The following is a 19,180-nucleotide window of genomic DNA, read 5'->3' on the forward strand; positions in this document are numbered from 1 at the left end:
TACATTTCACCTGAATCGCGCAGGTATCAGCCCACCGAGACATTCTTGCGGCACTTATCCAAGTCTTTCAATAAACGATTAACTTGGTCGTCTGCAAACATCTCTTCTAAAGTTGCTGTCAACTTACGTCGCCAGTTTGGATATTCATCACTGGTGCCCGGAATGTTGACCGGAGCCGCCATATCCAACCAGTCTTCTGGTTGCAACCCCAATAGCGCACTAGCGCTGCCAGCAACATAGCGCTGCAATCCACGATTCAGAACAGAGTTCATTGAAAGTAACGATGCTTTATGGCCCACTTTCTTTGGCACACAATCATAGTGATGCAGCCCTTCCAGCAAACCTTGCTTAGCACGTTCTCTATCAAGATAAAGCTGCTTTAATATCTGTTGATCCGGATATAGCCCTAGCTCATTTCCCAACTTCAAATCATCACTTTGCCAATAACCCCGTAAGGTCGGCAAATCATGAGTCGTAATGGTTGCCATCGCTTGCACTGGATAAGACTGCGGAGCACGGAATATATTTTCGCTATCATGCTCAAAATAGAGCACTTTATAAGAATACACGCCACTGTCGCGCAGCTTGCTAACAATCTCTACTGGCACCGTGCCTAAATCCTCACCAATGACCATGCAGCGGTGGCGCTGGCTCTCCAAAGCCAATATCGCCAGCAGATCTTCAACCGGGTATTTGACATAAGCGCCTTGATCAGCCGTTTGGCCATAAGGAATCCACCATAGACGCAATAATGCCATCACATGGTCAATGCGCAGCGCGCCACAACTGGTCATATTGGCACGTAGCAAATCAATGAAAGGCTGATAAGCGCGGGCAACCATGACGTGCGGGTCCATGGGTGGCAAGCCCCAGTTCTGGCCCAGCGGCCCTAAAATATCAGGCGGAGCCCCTACAGAAGCTTTAAGGCAGTATAACTCGCGATCACACCAGGTTTCAGCGCCGCCTTCCGCGACACCTACTGCCAAATCACGATACAACCCGAGCGGCATTTTTTGTGCTTGGCTGGCGCGGAAGCAGTCATCAAACTGGCTGGCAGCCAACCACTGTAACCACAGATAGAAGTTCACTTCCTCGCCATGCTCACGGCAAAAATCAGCCACTCCTGCACTGTGCCCTTCGCGGTATTTTTCCGGCCACACTGGCCAGCCCCACATCATGGGGTCGTTTTCACTCAAATGAGCATGCAAAGCATCGAAAGCAGCTTGTTGATGTAGGCTACTTCCCCCTTGCTCAACAAACCGATGGAATGCCTGTACCCGCGCATCTTTTGCTTTGCGGGCGGAAAAAAGTGGGAAAGCCAAACGCAAAGCGGTCAGTTTGAGTTGCATGACCTGCGGATAATCAACCCATTCGCTAGCACGTGCTTTGACCAGCGCGCTTTGTGTCTCGGGCTGATGCCACCAAATCTGTGCTGCTTCGCTGTGCTGAAATTCATCCACCTGATTTACATCAATATAAATCACATTCAGCCAGCGTCTTGAAGAAGGGCTGTAAGGGCTGGCACTTTGTGGATTGGCCGGATAGAGCGCATGAATCGGGTTAAGGCCAATAAAGGCCCCACCGCGCTCACCCACCTGCTCCAACATCTGGTTTAAATCGCCAAAATCGCCGATCCCCCAGTTGTTCTCAGAGCGCAGGGTATATAACTGAACACAAGCTCCCCAGAGTTTTTTCCCTGCCAGCAAAGCATCCGGCTCATAACAGCGTTTCGGGGCGACGATAACCGAGCACTGCCACTGTTGTAAGCCTTGCTCTAGCACCAACCGGTGATAACCCTGCGGCAGTGAAGCCGGTAATGTCAGCGTTTTTTTGGCACTGATCCGCCCCTGATGCAAATCACCTTTTTCGGTCTGCAACTGCCAGTGATAATCGCCTGAACCCGCCATTGGCAACTGCATTGGGCTGCCAAAAGTAAATACTTTTACCGGTGGTAATGGTGCTTTTTCTGCCTGAGAATCTGGGGGCACACTCGTGCGCCCCATGGCCGCCAATAACTGCTGCTTGGTTTGTGCCGAAATAGCCTGCGGCTTACCGTGAGCATTTATATAATTGGCGGCTATCCCTGCCAGTGTCGCTGCTTGATCGAGCGATTTACGATCCATGCAGTCTTCTCCTTAACGTTTGGCTTGCCAGATTCGCGTCTGATAGTCGCGAATTGAACGGTCAGAACTGAACATCCCTACCCGGGCGGTGTTAAGAATGGTACGGCGGGTCCATTCATCCTTATCGCGGTACAGGGCATCAATTTGCTTCTGTGCCTGACAATATGAAGCAAAATCAGCCAGTACCAGATAAGGGTCTCCCCCTTCCAACAGGCTATGCAACATCATGTCAAATGCGTGTTTATCACCTTGGCTAAATGCACCGCTGGCAAGCTCATCCAGAATACTTTTCAGGTGTGCGTCAGCTTTTAAATAAGTCTGTGGTTTATAACCTTTCGCCAGAATGGCTTTTACCTGCGGGGCGGTGTTACCGAAAATAAAGATATTCTCGTCACCCACCTGCTCAGCAATTTCAACATTCGCACCGTCCAATGTGCCGACTGTCAATGCGCCATTCAGGGCCAATTTCATGTTACCTGTCCCGGAAGCTTCTTTACCGGCAGTTGAAATCTGCTCGGACACGTCTGCCGCAGGGATCATCAACTCCGCAACCGAAACACGGTAGTCGGGGATAAAAATAACTTTCAGGCGATCTTTGACGATCGGATCATTATTGATCTTCTCAGCCGCCTGATTTATAGCATAAATAATGTTCTTGGCTAAATAATAACCCGGAGCTGCTTTAGCACCAAACAGGAATACACGCGGCGCAATATCCAGATTCGGGTTGTCGCGGATTTGGCGATATAGCGACAGAATATGCAACAGATTTAAATGCTGACGTTTATATTCATGCAAGCGCTTAATCTGTACATCAAAGATGGCATCCGGGTTGATGGTTATCCCCATGACGCGCTTAACATATTCAGCTAGCTTAACTTTGTTGTCATATTTGATTTGCTGATAGCTATTACGGAAAGTTTTATCTTCAGCGTAAGACTCAAGCCCGGCTAATGCATCCAGATTATTTGCCCATTCCACTTTCAATGTGTCATCAATCAAACCCGACAGTGCCGGATTACATTGCTTCAACCAACGACGTGGTGTAATACCATTGGTAACGTTGTGGAATTTATTTGGCCATAATTGATAATATTCAGGGAATAAATCTTTGATAACCAAATCAGAGTGCAACTGCGCCACACCATTGACCGCAAAGCCGCTCACCACACACAAATTGGCCATCCGCACTTGTTTATTATGGTGCACAGCCAGTTTGGCCCAGACTTCTTCATCACCCGGCCATTGTTTATCGACCAACTTTTTAAATTGCGCATTGATCTGCTTAATAATGACAAAATGGCGTGGCAACAAACTGCGCACCAGTTTTTCATCCCAGCACTCAAGGGCTTCTGGCATCAAGGTGTGGTTGGTGTAGGCGAAAGTTTTACTGGTAATCGCCCAAGCCGCATCCCAGCTCAGTTGATGTTCATCCAGCAATACGCGCAGCATTTCAGGGATAGCGATGGTCGGGTGGGTATCATTTAACTGAATAACTTCATAGTCCGGCAGCTCGGCCAACTTGCGGCCTGCCAGATGGTGTTTGCGCAAGATATCGGCGACCGAACAAGCACATTGGAAATATTGCTGCATCAGACGCAGGCGTTTACCGGCCAAATGGTTATCATTCGGATACAGCACTTTAGTCAGTTTTTCTGCTTCAACGCCATTTTGCTCGGCAAGCAAGAATTTACCGTCATTAAATTTCGTTAAATCAAAAGGATGCTGATGAGTTGCCTGCCATAAACGCAATGGTTGAGTGACCCCATTACGATAGCCCAGCACCGGTAAATCCCATGCTTCGCCACGTAAAGTAAAGGCCGGACGCCATAACTGACGGCCATCAGATTGTTTCTCCAACTTGCCACCAAAACCAACATCCACAGCCAATACGGCATTGTGGCGGAACCATGGATAGCTTTCGCGCTGCCAATTGTCCGGTGCTTCCTGTTGCTTACATTCACTGAAAGATTGACGGAACAGGCCGTATTGATAATTCAGACCATAACCGGTCGCGGGCTGCTCAACAGTCGCCATCGAGTCAAGAAAACAAGCCGCCAGACGCCCCAAGCCACCATTACCCAATGCGGGGTCAGTTTCCTGCTCTAGCAAGTCACTCAGATTAATCTTCTGCTCAGCTAACAGCGCTTCTACTTGGTCATACCAACCCAAGTTAATCAGGTTATTTGCTGTTAACCGGCCAATTAAAAACTCCATCGAAATGTAGTTAACATGGCGCTGCACTTTTTGGGTTTTACCCGGCGCTGGCTGAGCAGATAATTGTTCGGCTAATGCCGCGCTAACAGCTTCCCACCATTGGTGTTGCGTCATTTGCTGAGCAGAAGTTAAGCCAAAGCGCTGCCACTGGCGGGTCAGTGCGGCCAGGAAATCTTCCTTTTTAAGCATAGGCTGTGACATAGGGAGGTCTCTATCCTGTGAGTTGGGTAATTTTACCCTTATCCTGCCAATGAGAGCTGACAAGATCATCATCCTGCCGAGGGATTAGCTGGGGATGAGTCGTAGGGCGTAGCTAAAATTGTGATCCGGTGCAACTTACAGCCACAGGAAACATTAACTCTATTGCAATAAGATGGCCGTTATCAGACCTTAGCAGTGCTGATTAATTACGAGGCTAAAAATAATTACTCTTATGAATGCCTGTAACAACTCACTACAAATGGATATATCAATCGCCAGGACGTCTTCTCACCGGATCCCTTTAAAACCGGATACAGCATGCTGATCCCATCAAAACTGAGCCGCCCGGTACGGCTGCAAAATACCGTGATACGCGATCGCTTATTAGTGAAGTTATCGGGTGTTGCAAATTACCGTTTAACCTTAATAAATTGCCCGGCAGGGTATGGTAAAACGACATTGATTGCTCAGTGGGCAGCCGACCAATCTGATCTTGGTTGGTACTCTCTGGATGAAAGTGACAATCAGCCGGAGCGCTTTGCTACCTATTTAATTGCCGCGATACAATTGGCGACCCGAGGCCATTGCAGTAAAAGTGAAGCGCTGAGCCAAAAGCATCAGTACGCCAGCCTTTCTGCGCTGTTCGCACAACTATTTATCGAGCTTTCCGATTGGCACGGCCCGCTTTATTTGGTCATTGATGATTTTCACCTGATTACTAATGATGCCATTCATGAAGCTATGCGCTTTTTCCTGCGCCATCAGCCGGAAAATCTGACGCTGATTCTGCTCTCTCGCACCTTGCCGCCATTGGGGATTGCTAACCTGCGGGTACGCGACCAACTGTTGGAATTGGGCATGCAGCAGCTGGCATTTAATCATCAGGAAGCGCAACAATTCTTCGATTGCCGCCTCTCGGTACCATTAGAACAAGGTGATAGCAGCCGCCTGTGTGATGAAGTTGAAGGCTGGGCAACCGCGCTGCAATTGATTGCTTTGTCATCTCGCCAACCCAATTCCTCAGCACAAAAATCGGCAAAACGGCTGGCCGGTTTGAATGCCAGCCATTTGTCAGATTATCTGGTCGATGAAGTGCTGGATCAGGTTGATAGTGATGCGCGGGCTTTCCTGTTGCGCTGCTCGGTATTGCGCTCGATGAATGATGCCCTGATTGTGCGCCTGACCGGTGAAGATAACGGCCAGCAACGGCTGGAAGAGTTGGAACGTCAGGGGCTATTTATTCATCGCATGGATGACAGCGGCGAATGGTTCTGTTTCCATCCGTTGTTTGCCACTTTCCTGCGCCAGCGCTGCCAGTGGGAACTGGCATTAGAGCTGCCCGAATTACACCATGCGGCAGCTGAAGGCTGGATGGCGCTGGGCTATCCTGCGGAAGCCATCCACCACGCATTGGCGGCGGGTGATGTCGGCATGCTACGTGATATCTTGCTACAACACGCCTGGACACTGTTTAACCACAGTGAGTTAGCCCTGCTGGAACAATGTCTGGTCGCACTGCCCTATTCTTTATTAGTGCAAAATCCTGAGCTGGCATTGCTACAAGCTTGGCTGGCGCAAAGTCAGCATCGTTACGGCGAGGTCAATACCTTGCTTGAGCGCGCCGAATCAGCAATGCAAGAGCGTAAAATTCCTATTGATGAGGTTTTGCGTGCTGAGTTTGATGCGCTGCGTGCTCAAGTGGCCATCAACGCCGGTAAGCCGGATGAAGCTGAAAAACTGGCCACAGATGCGCTGAAATATCTGCCAATGGCTAACTTTTACAGCCGTATTGTCGCCACGTCGGTCACTGGAGAAGTTCACCATTGCAAAGGGGAACTGAGCCGCGCGCTGCCTATGATGCAGCAAACTGAGCAAATGGCGCGCCGCCGCGAAGCCTATCACTATGCATTATGGGCGCTATTGCAGCAGAGTGAAATCCTGATTGCGCAGGGGTTCTTGCAAGCTGCTTATGAAACACAAGATAAAGCCTTTGATTTGATTCATGAACAACATCTTGAGCAACTGCCAATGCATGAGTTCCTTTTGCGAATTCGCTCTCAGGTCTTGTGGTCGTGGTCACGGCTGGATGAAGCCGAAGAAGCTGCGCGCAAAGGTATCGAGATACTGGTCAACTACCAACCACAGCAGCAGTTACAGTGCCTGGCGATGCTGGCAAAATGTTCACTGGCCCGTGGGGATTTGGATAATGCCAATATGTATATTCAGCGTTGCGAGGCTTTGCAACACGGCAGCCAATATCACCTCGACTGGATTACCAATGCTGATAAACCACGGGTTATTCACTGGCAAATGACCGGGGATAAAGTCGCGGCGGCAAATTGGCTGCGCCAGGCAGAAAAACCGGGAATGGCTGATAACCACTTTTTACAGGGGCAGTGGCGTAATATTGCCCGGATCCAGATTATGTTGGGCCGCTTTAATGAAGCGGAAGTGGTGCTGGAAGAACTCAATGAGAATGCCCGCCGCTTACGACTTACCAGTGATCTAAATCGTAATCTATTGTTAAGTAACATTCTTTACTGGCAAACCGAGCGGAAAAGTGAGGCGCAGAAAGCCCTGATTGAATCACTCTCATTGGCCAATCGCACCGGCTTTATCAGCCATTTTGTGATTGAGGGCGAGGCAATGGCGCAACAGCTGCGGCAGCTAATCCAACTCAATGCATTACCAGAATTGGAACAACACCGCGCCCAGCGGATCTTGAAAGATATTAATCAGCACCATCGGCATAAATTTGCTCATTTCGATGAGATTTTCGTCGATAAGCTGCTGACTCACCCACAAGTTCCCGAGCTAATACGCACCAGCCCACTAACCCAACGCGAATGGCAGGTCTTGGGGCTGATTTACTCCGGCTACAGCAATGACCAAATAGCCGGTGAGCTTGAAGTCGCCGCGACGACCATTAAAACGCATATTCGTAATTTGTATCAAAAGTTGGGGGTCGCTCACCGGCAAGACGCGGTACAGCAAGCCCAAAGATTATTACAGATGATGGGATATGTTTAATTAAAACCCCATTATTATGTTTAAATATCAGTGTTTTAAGTTGAATTTTGCGTATCTGACTCATTGGCAACAGTGACCATATATCAATAACAGACCGCCGTTTACCCCAAGGTTATTTCTCTGCCGGGGTATGGCGGCCAATAAAGACCATTATGTTTTACTGGTCTTTATTGGCGAAAAATTGATTACAATCTCGCGCTTGAATATTCAATCGCGATTAAAGGTCATCAGCAGCATGGAACAGTTTGAAACAATAAGTATTGAGCAGGCCTATAACCACTTGAAAGAAAACAAGGCGGTTTTAGTTGATATCCGCGATCCACAAAGCTATGAGGCGGGTCATGCGCCGGAGGCGTTCCATCTGACCAACAGCAGCTTGCACACTTTTATGCAACTAACTGATTTTGAACAACCTGTGATGGTGATGTGCTACCACGGCAACAGCAGCAAAAGTGCCGCGCAGTATCTGCTCCAGCAAGGTTTTGAAGCGGTTTACAGCATTGATGGTGGTTTTGAAGCCTGGGCCAAAAGCTATCCGCAAGAAATCATTCGTGAGAATGCCTAATTTTGTTACCCGTTTGTAGCCTGCCATTCGCCATGGCCGACCAGATTGTGATATTTTTAAGCACTTTAATTGAAATCTCGTTAGGCGGTGATTGGTAATATGATTCGTGTGATAGCAATTTCTAATCTACGTCTGGCGCAAGCCTTCATTGACTATATGGCCACTCGCAATGTGGTACTGGAAGTCAGGCCGGATTCTCAGGGTGCTGAGATCTGGCTCGCCGATGATGAGCAACTGCCGCTGGTGCAGCATGAGCTGGAACAGTTTTTACTCGATCCCCTCAATCCGCGCTATCAGGCCGCCAGTTGGCAATCGGGTAATCTGCACTCTAATTTGCCTTACCAGCGCTTTTCTTACCTCCAGACGCTACGCAGTCAGGCCGGGCCACTGACGCTGAGTGTTATGGTGCTGTGTATCGCCATCTATATTTTGATGCAAATCGTCGGTGATGCCGAGGTGATGTCTTGGCTGGCGTGGCCCCGTGATAGCAGCCAGTATTTGCAAATTTGGCGTTGGGTCAGCCATGCTGTATTACATTTTTCGCTGCTGCATATCTTGTTTAACTTGATGTGGTGGTGGTATCTGGCCGGACAGATGGAAAAACGGCTTGGCACCGGCAAATTGCTGGTATTAACTGTTGTTTCAGCCTTATTCAGTGGCTGGGGGCAATCGCTGTTTAGCGGCGTGAATTTTGGCGGCCTGTCTGGTGTGGTTTACGCCTTAATGGGCTATGTCTGGCTGACTGGCGAACGCGCACCCGAGCGCGGCATTTCGTTGCCTCGCGGCTTAATGGCTTTTTCTGTTCTCTGGTTGGTGGCGGGATATTTCGACATTTTAGGTTTATCGATTGCCAATGCAGCGCATGTTTCAGGTCTTATTATCGGGCTATTGATGGCATTTTGGGATACGCGCAACAGCGCGAGAACCACACAATAACTGCCTGGAGCAACCAGGCGCATTAGGGGATTATCGTGAAGCAAACGCAGCGGCATGATGCGATTATTGAATTGGTACGCCAACAAGGCTACGTCAGTACTGAAGAGCTAGTGGAACATTTTGCCGTTAGCCCGCAAACCATCCGACGCGATTTGAATGATTTGGCGGATCAAAACAAGATTCACCGTCATCATGGTGGCGCTGCTTTACCCTCCAGCTCAGTCAACGCGGCTTATAATGACCGCAAAGTGATGTGGTCGGAAGAAAAGGCGCGCATTGCCCAACGCGTTGCCAGCCAGATCCCCGATGGCGCGACACTGTTTATTGATATCGGCACGACACCAGAAGCGGTCGCACACGCCTTAATGAATCATAAAGGGTTACGCGTGGTCACCAATAATCTCAACGTGGCCACATTGCTGACCGCTAAAGAGGATTTCCGGCTAATTTTAGCTGGCGGTGAAGTGCGTACCCGTGATGGTGGAATTATTGGTGAGGCCACACTGGATTTCATTTCTCAGTTCCGTCTTGATTACGGCATTCTCGGTATTAGCGGTATTGATATGGACGGCTCCCTGCTGGAGTTTGATTACCATGAAGTGCGCACCAAGCGGGCGATTATTGAGAATTCCCGTTGTGTGATGCTAGTAACCGACCATTCCAAATTTGGTCGTAACGCGATGGTGAATCTGGGAAATATGAATCTGATTGATTATTTATTTACCGATCAAATGCCACCGGCCAGTGTGATGAAGATTATTGAACAGCATGAAGTTCAATTAGAGTTATGTTGAGGTTTGAGTTATTCGCTTGATACTCGAACAGTTATCTTTGTTGGCTACTCGGCCTCAACCGCGTTGGGCTGCAAAGCAGTGGCCTGACGAGCCAGCACTTTTCGCGGGCGTCCATGCCCGCTCACTCTCCCCCTTGTTTTGTCAGTAAGATTCCTCATTGCGCTCAACGTCAAAACGATGGTTTTTAGGTTCTGACGTTCAAAGCACATTGAGCATGGATGCGAATCAGCGCGAACCAACTATTCGAATATCAACCGAACTGATCACCTGACAAAATCCAAATCTATCGCCCCCACTACATATCAATAACAAAACTGTTACTTCCATCACGCATAAATGTTTTTTTTTGGTTAAGTCTTGGCTTGTTTGTTGGTTTTTGATTACAATCATGAGCGAAAACGAACATTAAAGAGCTGTTTCGAACATCCGGAGGAAGTAAGCATGGAAACCAAAGACTTGATCGTGATCGGCGGCGGTATTAACGGTGCCGGTATCGCTGCAGACGCTGCAGGACGTGGCCTGTCCGTTCTGCTGCTGGAAGCACAAGATTTGGCCTGTGCGACATCTTCGGCCAGCTCCAAACTGATCCACGGTGGCCTGCGCTATCTGGAACACTATGAGTTCCGGCTGGTCAGTGAAGCATTGGCCGAACGTGAAGTATTGCTGAAGCTGGCTCCTCATATTGCTTTCCCAATGCGCTTTCGTCTGCCCCACCAACCCCATCTGCGCCCAGCTTGGATGATTCGTACCGGTTTATTCTTGTACGACCATTTGGGCAAACGTACCAGCTTGCCTGCCAGCAAAGGGCTGCGTTTTGGACCAGAATCAGTATTAAAGCCGGAGCTCGTGCGCGGTTTCGAATATTCCGACTGTTGGGTCGATGATGCCCGTCTGGTGGTGTTGAACGCGCAAGAAGTGGTCGAGCGCGGCGGTGAAGTTCGTACCCGTACCAAAGTGACCCGAGCATGGCGTGAACAGGGCCTGTGGATGGTGGAAGCCATAGATGTAAACACCGGCAAGACCTTTACCTGGCGCGCTAAAGGCTTGGTAAATGCTACCGGCCCATGGGTTAAACAGTTCTTCGATGATGGCCTGAAGCTGAAATCACCTTATGGTATCCGCTTGATCAAAGGCAGCCATATTGTCGTGCCACGGGTCCATAACCAACCGCAGGCCTATATTCTGCAAAACGAAGACCACCGTATTGTCTTCGTCATTCCATGGTTGGATGAATATTCCATCATCGGCACTACTGATGTGGAATACCATGGCGATCCGAAAGATGTGAAGATCGACGACCAGGAAATTGATTACCTGCTGAAGGTGTATAACGACCACTTTAAAAAGCAACTGGGCCGTGATGATATCGTCTGGACTTACTCTGGTGTCCGTCCATTATGTGATGATGAATCAGATTCACCACAAGCAGTAACCCGCGATTACACACTGGATGTCGCTGATGAAGGTGGCAAAGCGCCACTGCTGTCGGTGTTTGGTGGCAAACTGACCACTTACCGTAAATTGGCAGAGCACGCGCTGGAAAAACTGTCCGGTTACTATACGAATGTCGGCCCTGCATGGACAAAAACCGGCTCTTTACCGGGCGGGGATATTGGCGGCAGCCGTGACAACTATACTGTGCAATTGCGCCATCGCTATAACTGGCTACCAGAAGGGTTGGCACGCCGCTATGCCCGAACCTACGGCAGCCACAGCGAACTGATACTGGCGGATGCCACCAGCATCGAAAACTTGGGCGAACATTTCGGCCATGGCTTGTATGAAGCTGAATTGCGCTATCTGGTTGAAAAAGAGTGGGTCGTTGAACTTGATGATGCTATCTGGCGTCGCACCAAGTTAGGTATGACTCTGGATGATGCGCAGAAGCAGCGTGTTGCCGAATGGTTGGCAGAAGTGCAGGCTGAGAAACAACAGACTCTCTCTCTGGTTTCCTGATAATAAATAGCCGTCATCAATCTACTAGAAAACCCTCTTCACAGTTCACTGTTGAAGAGGGTTTTTGTTATTAACTCGCAAAGTCATTGGTGTTACAGGCCAGCAGCGCGCAGATAACCCCTTGTAATTTCACGCACAAAGGATTTCACTACAGCCTGATAGGCTTAATATGCCAAATTTCATCGGCATACTCCTCAATGGTTCTGTCTGAGGAGAAATAGCCCATATTGGCGATATTGAGTAAGGTTTTACGTGTCCATTCATCTGGGTGACGATATAGCGTATCAACTTGCTCTTGGGTATCCACATAACTGCGATAATCAGCCAGTAACTGATAATGATCCCCCAGATTGACCAGTGAATCAAACAGACTGGTATACCGATTAGGTTCTTCCGGGCTGAAAGCACCGGTAGCAATCTGTGTAAGCACCAAATGCAGCTCAGGATCTTCGTCGTAATATTTCCGCGGGTTATAACCATTATTACGCAATGCCTCAACCTGCTCAGTGGTATTACCGAAGATAAAGATATTATCCTCACCCACATGTTCGCGGATCTCAACATTGGCCCCATCCAGAGTGCCAATCGTCAGCGCCCCATTCAGCGCAAACTTCATATTGCTGGTGCCAGAGGCCTCGGTTCCCGCCAGTGAGATCTGTTCAGAAAGATCCGCCGCTGGAATGATCAACTGCGCCAAACTGACACTGTAATTGGGGATAAACACCACTTTCAGCAGATTATTAATGCGCGGATCATTGTTGATCACCTTGGCGACATCATTGATCAGCCGAATAATCTGTTTAGCATTGTAATAAGCCGATGCCGCCTTACCCGCAAAAATCACCACCCGCGGTACCCACTTCTCATCAGGAGCTTCGAGAATACGGTTATAACGCGTGATTACATGCAAAACATTCAGCAGTTGGCGTTTGTACTCATGGATACGTTTGATTTGCACATCAAACAGCGCCGCCGGATTGACCACAATATTCAGCTTTTCAGCAATATATATCGCCAGCCGCTTCTTGTTCTCCAACTTGGCTTTCTGTAATGCCAGCAAGAAGCTCGGATAATCGAGGTTCTTTTCCAGCTCACTCAGTTGGCTCAAATTAGTGCGCCAATTATGGCCGATACTGTCATCCAGTACAGCCGCCAGTGGCCGATTCGCCAGCCCCAGCCAGCGTCGAGGGGTAACGCCATTGGTTTTATTGCAGAAGCGATTCGGGAAAATATGGGCAAAATCAGCGAACAGCGATTGCACCATTAATTCTGAATGCAGGGCAGACACGCCGTTGACTTTATGACTGGCAATCACTGCAAGCCACGCCATACGGACACGTCGGCCATCATTTTCATCAATAATTGATACGCGCGGCAACAATTCTGGTTCATCCGGATATTGTTCCTGTACCAGCTTGAGGAAATGGTCATTGATATCAAAGATGATTTGCAAATGGCGTGGCAAAATCTTACCGATCATGTCGATGGGCCAGGTTTCCAGCGCTTCACTCATAAGGGTATGGTTGGTGTAAGAAAAGACTTGCTGCACCACATCCCAAGCATCCAACCAGCTAAATTTATGCTCATCAATCAGCAGCCGCATCATTTCAGGGATAGAGAGCACAGGGTGAGTATCATTCAGGTGAATGGCGATCTTATCTGCCAAATTGTCGAATGTTTGGTGCATCGTCCAATGACGGCTAAGAATATCTTGCACCGTCGCAGAGACTAAAAAGTACTCTTGCCGCAGACGCAGCTCTCGTCCGGAGTATGTCGAGTCATCGGGATAAAGTACGCGGGAGACGTTTTCTGAATGGTTTTTATCTTCAACTGCGGCAAAGTAATCGCCCTGATTGAATTTACCCAGATTGATTTCATTACTGGCCTGGGCTGACCATAAGCGCAGTGTATTAGTCGCATCTGTATCAAAACCAGGAATGATTTGATCATAAGCACAGGCAAGGATTTCTTCAGTTTCCAGCCAACGGATCTTACTGCCTTCTTGCTGAATTCGCCCCCCGAAACGCACTTTATAACGGGTGTTGTGTCGTGGGAATTCCCAAGCGTTGCCGTATTCCAGCCAGTTATCTGGCGACTCCATCTGTTGACCATTAACTATTTTCTGGCTAAACATGCCATATTCATAGCGAATACCGTAGCCACGGCCCGGAAGTGCCAATGTTGCCAGTGAGTCCAGGAAACACGCGGCCAATCGCCCTAGCCCACCATTACCTAAGCCGGGGTCATTTTCTTCTTGCAACAGCTCAGACAGGTTAAGGCCCATTTCATCTAAAGCCTGCTCGATATCCTCATAAATACCCATCGATAACAGTGCATTAGAGAGCGTTCGTCCCAATAAAAATTCCATCGACAAATAATAAACCTGCCGAACATCTTGTGATAATTGTGCGCGGTTAGAACGCAGCCAGCGTTCGACCATCCGGTCACGCACGGCAAATAAGGTCGCATTCAGCCAATCGTGCTGAGTCGCAATAGAAGGGTCTTTGCCCACAATAAACATCAGTTTATAGGCAATGGAATGTTTCAGCGCATCCACACTGACAACAGGTGAGGTATAACTGAACGGTGATGTCATAGCGTTTTTCCCAATTCGTGGTTACAACAAATCGGCAATTAGAGACGCCGATAAAGTGACAGATAATCTGCCGCTGCTACTTGCCAGCCAAAATCCAGCCCCATCGCGTGGCGCTGAACGTGACGCCAATGTTTTGGCCGGCTCCACAGCACAAAAGCACGGCGAATCGCCCGTACCAATGCCTGTGCATCGCATTCATCAAACACAAACCCCGAGGCGCTGCCATCCGCCAGATTTTCCAGCGCGCAATCCACCACGGTATCTGCCAAACCGCCCGTATGTCGGACCAGTGGCAATGTGCCGTACTTCAAACCATACAGCTGTGTTAGTCCACAAGGTTCAAAACGGCTGGGCACCAAAATCACATCCGCACCAGCAATGATTCGGTGTGAAAATGCCTCGTGATAACCTATTTGTACCCCAACTTGGCCGGAATAGTCCGCCGCTGCCGCCAAAAATGCCTCTTGTAAAATGGCATCACCCGCCCCCAGAACCGCCAGTTGACCACCCAATTTCAGTAAGTCGGGCAACGCTTCCAGCACTAAATCTAACCCTTTTTGTTCCGTCAATCGGCTGACAACCGCAAAAATAGGTTTCTTTTCAGTCACCTCCAACCCCATCGTGGTTTGCAGATGGGCTTTATTGACCGCTTTCTTTTGCACATTTTCTGCGTCATAACGGGCATGAAGCAAAGTATCCGTTTGGGGGTCCCAAATAGCACTGTCCACGCCGTTGAGGATCCCGGTCAATCTCCCTTGGCTAGCCCGCTCTTGTAGCAACCCCTCCATACCGTAACCAAAAGCAGGCTGGGTAATTTCCTTGGCATAAGTCGGGCTGACTGTTGTGACATGATCAGCAAAGAACAACCCGGCTTTCAGATAGGAAATTTGGCCGTAAAACTCCAGCCCATACATTTGGAAAAATGCAGCAGGCAGCTGTATCTCAGCCAAATGATGGCCTGAGAATAAGCCTTGATAAGCTAAATTATGGACGGTAAAGACTGATCGCGCAGGACGGCCACGCGCCGCAAGGTAAGCACAAGCCAGCCCGGCATGCCAATCATGGGCATGTACCACTTCTGGACGCCAATAACCATCCAACCCGCAAGCCAGTTCACAAGCCATCCACCCCAGCAATGCAAAGCGGCGATAATTATCAGCATAAGCATGCAAAGACTGGTCGTGATATGGGCTACCCGCCCGGTCATAAAGACCGGGCGCATCAATCAGATAAATACCAATTCCCTGATAATGCCCATAACGTAAAGAAACACGGCCAGCAAAGGTATCAATCTCCCTCACCAGAACGGTATCTGGAATACCACGGCGTAAGTCAGGGAAACCCGGCAGCATGACCCTAACATCAGCCCCCTCAGCAATCTGAGCGGCAGGTAACGCGCCAACAACATCAGCCAACCCACCGGTTTTCAGCAAAGGAAATAGCTCTGAACATACGTGTAGAACCCGCATCATGACTCCTATTCACTTTTAAGCTTGGCGAGCATCGCACGCGTTACTAGCACTATCCCGCCCTCGGAACGGTAAAACCGGGCGCTGTCCTCTTCGGCATTTTCCCCAATAACCATGCCCTCGGGAATCTGGCAGGCGCGGTCAATAATGCAACGGCGCAAGCGGCACGAACGGCCGACATTTACATCAGGTAATAATAAGGTGGAATCAATGGTACAGAACGAATTCACCCGCACCCGGGGGAATAACACCGAATGCACCACCACTGAACCAGACACAATACAGCCGCCAGAAACCAGTGAATTCATGGTCATACCATGGCTACCGGAGCGGTCTTGCACAAACTTGGCCGGCGGCAGCGGCTCCATATGAGTACGAATCGGCCAATCGCGGTCATACATATCCAGCTCTGGGGTCACCGATGCCAAATCAAGATTGGCTCGCCAGTAAGCATCCAACGTCCCGACATCACGCCAGTAAGGGGGGAGTTCGGCATTAGATGTCACACAGGAAAGGTCAAAAGGATGCGCCCACGCAACTCTTTGCTCCGTTAATTTCGGAATGAGATCTTTACCGAAATCATGGCTCGTGCCGGGGGTATTCCTATCTTCTTCTAATAATTTAAATAGATAGTCAGCATTGAAAATGTAAATCCCCATGCTGGCGAGCGCCATATCCGGGCGGCCCGGCATGGCGGGAGGATTGGCCGGTTTTTCATAAAACGCCGTTATCTGGTAATCCTCAGTGACTTCCATAACACCAAATTCAGTGGCTTCTTTAATCGGGACTGGAATACAGGCGACGGTGCATTCAGCCCCTTTCTCGGCGTGGTCGAGCAACATGCGGGAGTAATCCATCTTGTAGATATGGTCACCCGCCAGAATGACAATATATTCCGCTTTGTAGCGGCGGATAATATCTAAATTCTGATAAACCGCATCCGCAGTGCCTTTGTACCACTGCTCAGTGCTTAGCCGCTGCTGGGCTGGCAGTAAGTCCACAAACTCGTTCATTTCCTCATTAAGAAATGACCAGCCCCGTTGAATATGCTGAACCAGACTATGAGACTGGTATTGCGTTATGACGCCGATGCGCCGAATACCGGAGTTCAGGCAATTGGAAAGGGCAAAATCAATAATGCGGAATTTGCCACCAAAATGAACGGCGGGTTTAGCCCGGGTAGCCGTTAAATCTTTCAGCCGCGAGCCACGGCCCCCCGCCAAGATAAGCGCCACAGATTTATTGGGTAATAATCTGGCTAACATCAACGGGTCTTTGCTCTCAAACTTAACCATGGGGACTCCTTAAAATTTCTGTACGAGCACGCAAACGGCATGCGCAGATCCGCTCCATACGGTTAACGGTTCCGTATGCACTGACGACTCAAAAGGAGGAACTATTACCCATTCCCCCACAGGTAAATGCATTTCACACTCTTGCTCAGTGGCATTTATCACCACCAACCAGCGCTGAGATAATTGGATTTGTAGTTGTTTCTGGCCGCCCTGCTCCCAAGCCGAATCACTCAGCGCCTGCCCCCGACTATCCAGCCATTGCACATTGCCATCTCCCTCTTCCCACCATGAGTCTCTAATCAGGGCCGGAATCTGCTGGCGTAACCGAATAAGTTCGGCAGTAAACGCCGTTAATTCACCATCGCAACTGCCCCAATCGAGCCAAGTAAGAATGTTGTTTTGACAATACGCATTGTTGTTGCCTTGCTGACTATGGCCATGTTCATCTCCAGCCAGCAGCATCGGCGTTCCTTGCGAGAGTAACAAAGTGGTAAGCAATGCCCGCTGGCAAGCTTTACGCCGCTGCCAGATAGCATCATTCGCCACTAAACCTTCACTACCAAAATTATTGCTAAGATTGTTATCACTCCCATCACGGTTTTCTTCACCATTGATTTCATTGTGTTTTTTGTTAAAACACAGTAAATCCTGCAAAGTAAAGCCATCATGGGCAGTAATTTGATTGATGCTAGAGGAAGGTAAACGGTCCCGTTGCTTGAACAGATTGCTTGATGCCGCAAAATGCTGGGCGAACTGCCCCAACGGTAAATCACCGCGTAACCAGAAGCGGCGCATTGCATCACGGTATTGATCATTCCATTCGCTAAAACCGGTCGGGAAGTTACCCAGTTGATAGCCGCCCCAACCAATATCCCAAGGCTCCGCAATCATCTTGCAGCCACTGAGTTTTTCATCCGCCGCAAGTGCGGCAAAAAGGGGCGCATGTTGATCAAACTCAGGTGTCCGGCCCAGAACAGTGCCCAAGTCAAAACGGAAACCATCAATATGGCAGCTATCAACCCAGTAACGCAGGCAGTCAATCACCCACTGCATCACATAAGGTTGGCTAAGGCGTAATGTATTGCCGCAGCCTGTCATGTTGTCATATTCACCGTCGGGAGTGAGCCAGTAGTAACTGGCATTATCAATCCCGCGCTGGCACAGCATTGGGCCAAACACATCCAGCTCGGCACTGTGGTTGAACACCACGTCCAGAATGACTTCAATCCCAGCTTTATGCAGTGCTTTAACCGCATCGCGTAACTCTTGCAGTGGAGATATACCTTCTCGACCCGATGCATAATCCGGATCAACTGCATAGGGGGCGAGCACGTTATAGCCCCAATAATTACTCAGCCCCATATTCTGTAACCGCGGCTCATCGATATGGAATTGCACCGGCAGCAATTCCAATGTCGTAATACCCAGTTTTTTCAAATAATGAATCATGGCCGGGTGAGCCAGCGCAGCATAAGTGCCACGCAGGTCATCCGGAATATCCGGATGCAATTGGGTTAAACCGCGCACATGGGCTTCATAAATGACGGTATTGCCCCACGGAATGGTGGGTGAATGATCCCCCTGCCAATCATATTCTTCGTGAACCACAATACACTTAGGCACCGCAATCGAGCTGTCGCGATCGTCGGGTTGGTTAACCCCGCCATTTAAGCTGGGGTCGTCGCCCACTTTTCGATCCAGTGCATGGGCGCAGGGGTCTATCAGCAATTTATGTGGATTAAAGCGGTGGCCATGTTGCGGGGAGAATGGCCCACTTACGCGGTAACCATAGCGCTGCCCCGGCTTTCCTCCGAGAAGATAACCATGCCAAATATCCCCGCTGCGGGCCGGTAGCGGCAGACGTAATTCCTGATTGTTATCATCAAACAAGCACAGTTCAACCTGTTCAGCATTGGCCGAAAATAGGGTGAAATTTATCCCGACACCATCAAAATGAGCGCCAGCCGGTGTCGGGGAGCCGCTCGTCAACCTCGTCAT

Annotated in this window: 11 protein-coding genes; 5 read left to right on the top strand and 6 right to left on the bottom strand. The window is 49.3% G+C overall.

Annotated features, from left to right (window positions below):
* Positions 1–26: 26 nt before the first annotated feature.
* The gene (gene malQ / locus F0T03_RS20455) at positions 27–2,123 is read right to left on the bottom strand and encodes a 4-alpha-glucanotransferase (RefSeq protein ID WP_159680362.1); all 2,097 of its coding nucleotides are present in this window, start codon (positions 2,121–2,123) and stop codon (positions 27–29) included.
* 12 nt (positions 2,124–2,135) lie between these two features.
* Positions 2,136–4,541 (bottom strand): maltodextrin phosphorylase, encoded by a 2,406-nt coding sequence (malP, locus tag F0T03_RS20460; protein WP_145555401.1) that lies wholly within the window; start codon positions 4,539–4,541, stop codon positions 2,136–2,138.
* Between the two features lie 318 nt (positions 4,542–4,859).
* On the opposite strand from malP, the gene malT reads away from it, so the two are divergent.
* From malT to glpD, 5 genes are all read left to right on the top strand, one after another.
* Positions 4,860–7,571: an HTH-type transcriptional regulator MalT gene (gene malT / locus F0T03_RS20465; protein WP_145555400.1), complete on the top strand. Its 2,712-nt coding sequence runs from the start codon at positions 4,860–4,862 to the stop codon at positions 7,569–7,571.
* A gap of 235 nt (positions 7,572–7,806) precedes the next feature.
* Complete coding sequence (gene glpE, locus F0T03_RS20470) at positions 7,807–8,136, top strand: thiosulfate sulfurtransferase GlpE (protein ID WP_145555399.1); 330 nt, start codon at positions 7,807–7,809, stop codon at positions 8,134–8,136.
* 99 nt (positions 8,137–8,235) lie between these two features.
* Positions 8,236–9,072: a rhomboid family intramembrane serine protease GlpG gene (gene glpG / locus F0T03_RS20475; RefSeq protein ID WP_145555398.1), complete on the top strand. Its 837-nt coding sequence runs from the start codon at positions 8,236–8,238 to the stop codon at positions 9,070–9,072.
* Positions 9,073–9,107: 35 nt separating this feature from the next.
* Positions 9,108–9,866 (top strand): DeoR/GlpR family transcriptional regulator, encoded by a 759-nt coding sequence (locus tag F0T03_RS20480; RefSeq protein WP_005157500.1) that lies wholly within the window; start codon positions 9,108–9,110, stop codon positions 9,864–9,866.
* 441 nt (positions 9,867–10,307) lie between these two features.
* A complete protein-coding gene (gene glpD / locus F0T03_RS20485; protein WP_159680376.1) occupies positions 10,308–11,822 on the top strand; it encodes a glycerol-3-phosphate dehydrogenase in 1,515 nt (504 codons plus the stop codon).
* Positions 11,823–11,970: 148 nt separating this feature from the next.
* Here glpD and glgP read toward each other — a convergent pair whose 3' ends face one another.
* Genes glgP through glgX form a run of 4 tightly spaced genes read right to left on the bottom strand, consistent with a single transcriptional unit; the run spans position 11,971 to position 19,180 of the window.
* A complete protein-coding gene (glgP, locus tag F0T03_RS20490) occupies positions 11,971–14,418 on the bottom strand; it encodes a glycogen phosphorylase (RefSeq protein ID WP_159680385.1) in 2,448 nt (815 codons plus the stop codon).
* 38 nt (positions 14,419–14,456) lie between these two features.
* Positions 14,457–15,887 (bottom strand): glycogen synthase GlgA, encoded by a 1,431-nt coding sequence (glgA, locus tag F0T03_RS20495; protein WP_145555473.1) that lies wholly within the window; start codon positions 15,885–15,887, stop codon positions 14,457–14,459.
* A gap of 8 nt (positions 15,888–15,895) precedes the next feature.
* Positions 15,896–17,182: a glucose-1-phosphate adenylyltransferase gene (gene glgC / locus F0T03_RS20500; protein WP_145555395.1), complete on the bottom strand. Its 1,287-nt coding sequence runs from the start codon at positions 17,180–17,182 to the stop codon at positions 15,896–15,898.
* Positions 17,183–17,191: 9 nt separating this feature from the next.
* Positions 17,192–19,180 (bottom strand): glycogen debranching protein GlgX, encoded by a 1,989-nt coding sequence (glgX, locus tag F0T03_RS20505; protein WP_159680387.1) that lies wholly within the window; start codon positions 19,178–19,180, stop codon positions 17,192–17,194.

This window comes from Yersinia canariae, from assembly GCF_009831415.1.
Classification (GTDB): domain Bacteria; phylum Pseudomonadota; class Gammaproteobacteria; order Enterobacterales; family Enterobacteriaceae; genus Yersinia; species Yersinia canariae.

Coding starts and splice junctions, on each gene's coding strand:
- malQ (WP_159680362.1), bottom strand. CDS start 2,123: ATGGATCGTAAATCGCTCGATCAAGCAGCGACACTGGCAGGGATAGCC.
- malP (WP_145555401.1), bottom strand. CDS start 4,541: ATGTCACAGCCTATGCTTAAAAAGGAAGATTTCCTGGCCGCACTGACC.
- malT (WP_145555400.1), top strand. CDS start 4,860: ATGCTGATCCCATCAAAACTGAGCCGCCCGGTACGGCTGCAAAATACC.
- glpE (WP_145555399.1), top strand. CDS start 7,807: ATGGAACAGTTTGAAACAATAAGTATTGAGCAGGCCTATAACCACTTG.
- glpG (WP_145555398.1), top strand. CDS start 8,236: ATGATTCGTGTGATAGCAATTTCTAATCTACGTCTGGCGCAAGCCTTC.
- glpD (WP_159680376.1), top strand. CDS start 10,308: ATGGAAACCAAAGACTTGATCGTGATCGGCGGCGGTATTAACGGTGCC.
- glgP (WP_159680385.1), bottom strand. CDS start 14,418: ATGACATCACCGTTCAGTTATACCTCACCTGTTGTCAGTGTGGATGCG.
- glgA (WP_145555473.1), bottom strand. CDS start 15,887: ATGCGGGTTCTACACGTATGTTCAGAGCTATTTCCTTTGCTGAAAACC.
- glgC (WP_145555395.1), bottom strand. CDS start 17,182: ATGGTTAAGTTTGAGAGCAAAGACCCGTTGATGTTAGCCAGATTATTA.
- glgX (WP_159680387.1), bottom strand. CDS start 19,180: ATGACGAGGTTGACGAGCGGCTCCCCGACACCGGCTGGCGCTCATTTT.